Source organism: Pseudomonas sp. K5002, from assembly GCF_013386655.1.
GTDB lineage: Bacteria > Pseudomonadota > Gammaproteobacteria > Pseudomonadales > Pseudomonadaceae > Aquipseudomonas.
In genome coordinates this window covers 1-3,386 of the sequence record NZ_JACARK010001127.1, presented here as the reverse complement: position 1 = coordinate 3,386, position 3,386 = coordinate 1, and the positions used below count along the sequence as shown (strand labels likewise).

The 3,386-nt window shown below is 63.6% G+C and carries 5 protein-coding genes; all 5 read left to right on the top strand.

Going from position 1 to position 3,386, the window contains the following annotated elements:
* On the top strand, positions 1-603 hold a 603-nt coding region (locus tag HX846_RS33995), incomplete at its 5' end, for an ABC transporter permease (RefSeq protein WP_178967128.1).
* On the top strand, positions 600-1,364 hold the full coding sequence (locus HX846_RS33990) for an ABC transporter ATP-binding protein (protein ID WP_003212032.1): 765 nt from the start codon (positions 600-602) through the stop codon (positions 1,362-1,364). The genes HX846_RS33995 and HX846_RS33990, both read left to right, overlap by 4 nt.
* The gene (locus tag HX846_RS33985) at positions 1,361-2,086 is read left to right on the top strand and encodes an urea amidolyase associated protein UAAP1 (RefSeq protein WP_003212035.1); all 726 of its coding nucleotides are present in this window, start codon (positions 1,361-1,363) and stop codon (positions 2,084-2,086) included. Before HX846_RS33990 ends, HX846_RS33985 begins: the two co-directional genes overlap by 4 nt.
* 9 nt (positions 2,087-2,095) lie before the next feature.
* Positions 2,096-2,728: an urea amidolyase associated protein UAAP2 gene (locus tag HX846_RS33980; RefSeq protein WP_003212037.1), complete on the top strand. Its 633-nt coding sequence runs from the start codon at positions 2,096-2,098 to the stop codon at positions 2,726-2,728.
* 304 nt (positions 2,729-3,032) lie between these two features.
* On the top strand, positions 3,033-3,386 hold a 354-nt coding region (locus HX846_RS33975; RefSeq protein ID WP_178967127.1), incomplete at its 3' end, for a biotin carboxylase N-terminal domain-containing protein.

Sequence of the window (3,386 nt, the reverse complement as noted above, 5' to 3'; positions counted from 1 at the left end):
TGGCAAGACAGCGCCTCAAGCCTGCGCCGCCTGGCGATCGGCCTGGGCATCAGCGCCCTCGCCGGCCTGTGCCTGGGCATTGCAGCCGGCACCTTGCCGCTGTTTGGCGCACCGTTGTCGCCGTTACTGACGGTGCTGTCGATGGTGCCGCCGCTGGCGATCCTGCCGATCCTGTTCATCGTGTTCGGGCTGGGGGAGTTGTCGAAAGTGATGCTGATCGTGATCGGTATCACCCCGGCCCTGGCGCGGGACCTGGAACAGCGGGCACGGGAAATTCCCGTGGAGTTGCTGGTGAAGGCACAGACCCTCGGCGCCTCCACCTGGACCCTGATGCTGCGGGTGGTGCTGCCGCAATTGCTGCCACGTTTGCTGATCTCCCTGCGCTTGATGCTCGGCTCGGCGTGGCTGTTCCTGATTGCAGCCGAAGCCATCGCCTCCACCGACGGTTTGGGTTACCGGATCTTCCTGGTGCGCCGCTACCTGGCGATGGACGTGATCCTGCCCTACGTGGTGTGGATCACCCTGCTGGCCTGGCTGATGGACTGGGGCCTCAAGGCCCTGACGCGGCGCGCGTTCCCCTGGTACGAAGGAGCGCGGGCATGAGTTTTATCAGCGTCAACAATGTGTGGCAGCGCTATGGCGACCAGGTGGTATTGGAGCGCCTGAACCTGCACGTGGCCGAAGGCGAATTCTGCACCCTGGTCGGCACCTCCGGTTGCGGCAAATCGACCTTCCTGCGCCTGCTGCTGGGGCAGGAAACCGCCAGCCATGGCGAGATCCTGCTGGACGGTAAACCGCTCGCCGCCGAACCCGATGCCAGCCGTGGCGTGGTGTTCCAGCGCTACTCGGTGTTCCCGCATCTGACGGTGCTGGACAACGTTGCGCTGGGCCTTGAGTTGCCGCGTTCAGCGTTGCTCGGCCGCCTGTTCGGCAGCGCGAAAAAACAGGCCCGGGAACAGGCCGCAGCGCTGCTGCATAAAGTCGGTTTGGGCCATGCCCTGGACAAGTACCCGGCGCAGCTTTCCGGCGGTATGCAGCAGCGGCTGGCCATCGCCCAGGCGCTGATCATGAAGCCCCGCGTGTTGCTGCTGGACGAACCCTTCGGCGCCCTCGACCCGGGCATTCGCAAAGACATGCACCTGCTGTTGCTGGAGCTGTGGCGCGAAACCAGGCTGACGGTGTTCATGGTCACCCACGACCTCAGCGAAGGCTTCAGCCTCGGCACCCGCTTGCTGGTATTCGACAAGGTGCGCCTCGACCCACACGCCCCCGGCGCCTACGGCGCCCGCATCACATACGACATCCCTTTGAACAGCGAGCGCCGCAAGGCGATCGCCGCCGAACTTGGAGCCACTTCCAAATGACCGACTCAACTCAATTGTTCCCACCTTTCGCCGAGGAAATGCTCCCCGGCGGCGGCCACCGTTCCTTTGTACTCAAGCGCGGCCAACTGCTGCGCCTCACCGACATTCGCGGCGGCGCCAACGTCAGCCTGACCCTGCTCAATGCCAATGAAAAAACCGAGCGCCTGAACCTGCCCGACAGCCTCAAATGCCAACACACCGCCAAGCTCACCAACGGCCATTGCCTGTACTCGGACATGGGCCGCGTGCTGGCTGCCATCACCGCCGACACCTGCGGCTGGAGTGACAGTATCGGCGGCGTGTCATGCGCCTCCGAGGTCGCGGAAAAATACGGCAAAGGCCGCTATCAAGAGCTGCGCAACGGCTTCTACCGCAACGGCACCGACAACCTGCTGGTGGAACTGGGCAAGTGGGGCCTGGGGCTGTCCGACCTGCTGATGACCCTCAACCTGTTCAGCAAAGTCACGGTAGATGAAGCTGGCAGCCTGCACTTTGTCCCCGGTCACTCCAAGGCCGGCGACTACATCGAACTCTACGCACCGATGGACACACTGGTGGTGCTCACCGCGCTGCAACATCCCATGGACCCCAACCCCGAGTACGCGCCGCAGCCGCTGAAACTCAGCTGGATGAACGCCGACCCAAGCGTCGCCGAACACTGCCGTACCTCGCGCCCGGAAAACGAGCGCGGCTTTATCAACACCGACCGTCTGTTCGCCTGAGGACCTGCCATGTCTATCGCACTCGCCAAACAACCGGACGCGGCCGTGTACCGCGCGACCATTCCCGCCGGCGAACCCTGGCTGATGGAAGTCAAAGCCGGCCAGACCCTGCGCATCCTCGACCTTGAGGGCAACCAGGCGGTCGACACGCTGTTCTACAGCCTGAAAAACCCCAGGGAACGCTACGACGTGCAGCGCACCCTGCGTCGGCAAAACAGCGTGTACCTGAGCACCGGCAGCGTGCTGTATTCCAACCTCGGCCAGCCGATGCTGACCATCGTCGACGACACCTGCGGACGCCACGACACCCTTGGCGGCGCCTGCGCCCAAGAGAGCAACACCGTGCGCTACGCCCTGGAAAAACGCTACATGCACAGCTGCCGCGACAACTACCTGCGGGCCTGCGCCCACGATGGCCGGCTGGGTAAAAGCGACATCGGGCCGAACATCAATTTCTTCATGAACGTGCCGGTGACCGCCGATGGCGGGTTGACCTTCGAGGACGGGATTTCCGCCCCCGGCAAGTACGTCGACCTGCGGGCCGAGATGGACGTGATCGTACTGATCTCCAACTGCCCGCAACTGAACAACCCGTGCAACGGCTACAACCCAACCCCTGCGGAGTTACTGGTATGGAACTGAAGATCAAGCGGTTGCGCCAGTGGTTGTTCGCCCTGTGCCAGGCTCGCGCCGGGCAGTGCCTCCGAAAACGCTGAAGATCACCTGTGGGAGCGAGATTGTGTGGGAGCGGGCTTGCTCGCGAAAGCGGCGTATCAGGCGACTGATGTATTGACTGAACCACCGCATTCGCGAGCAAGCCCGCTCCCACACTCCACCTCCCACACTGACTGCATGCGCTGCGGACGACCGTAGCGCCACCCACATTTGCGGGACGGCCCGCATCCCAGGACAAGGCCGAGCACTCATCGGCCTGCGGGGTTTTGCCATGTTCGAAAAACTGTTGATCGCCAACCGTGGCGCCATCGCCTGCCGCATCCTGCGCACCTTGCGTGAGCTTTCGGTCAAGGGCGTGGCGGTGTATTCCGAAGCCGATGCCGCGAGCCTGCATATCCAGCAAGCGGATGAGGCCTACAGCCTGGGCGAAGGCGCGGCGGCCGGCACCTATTTGTCGGTGGAGAAAATCCTCGCCACGGCCAAGGCCTGTGGCGCCACCGCGATTCATCCCGGCTATGGCTTTCTATCGGAAAACGCCGCCTTCGCCGAAGCCTGCGAAACAGCAGGCATCGCCTTCGTCGGCCCGACGCCGGAACAGCTGCGGGTATTCGGCCTCAAGCACACC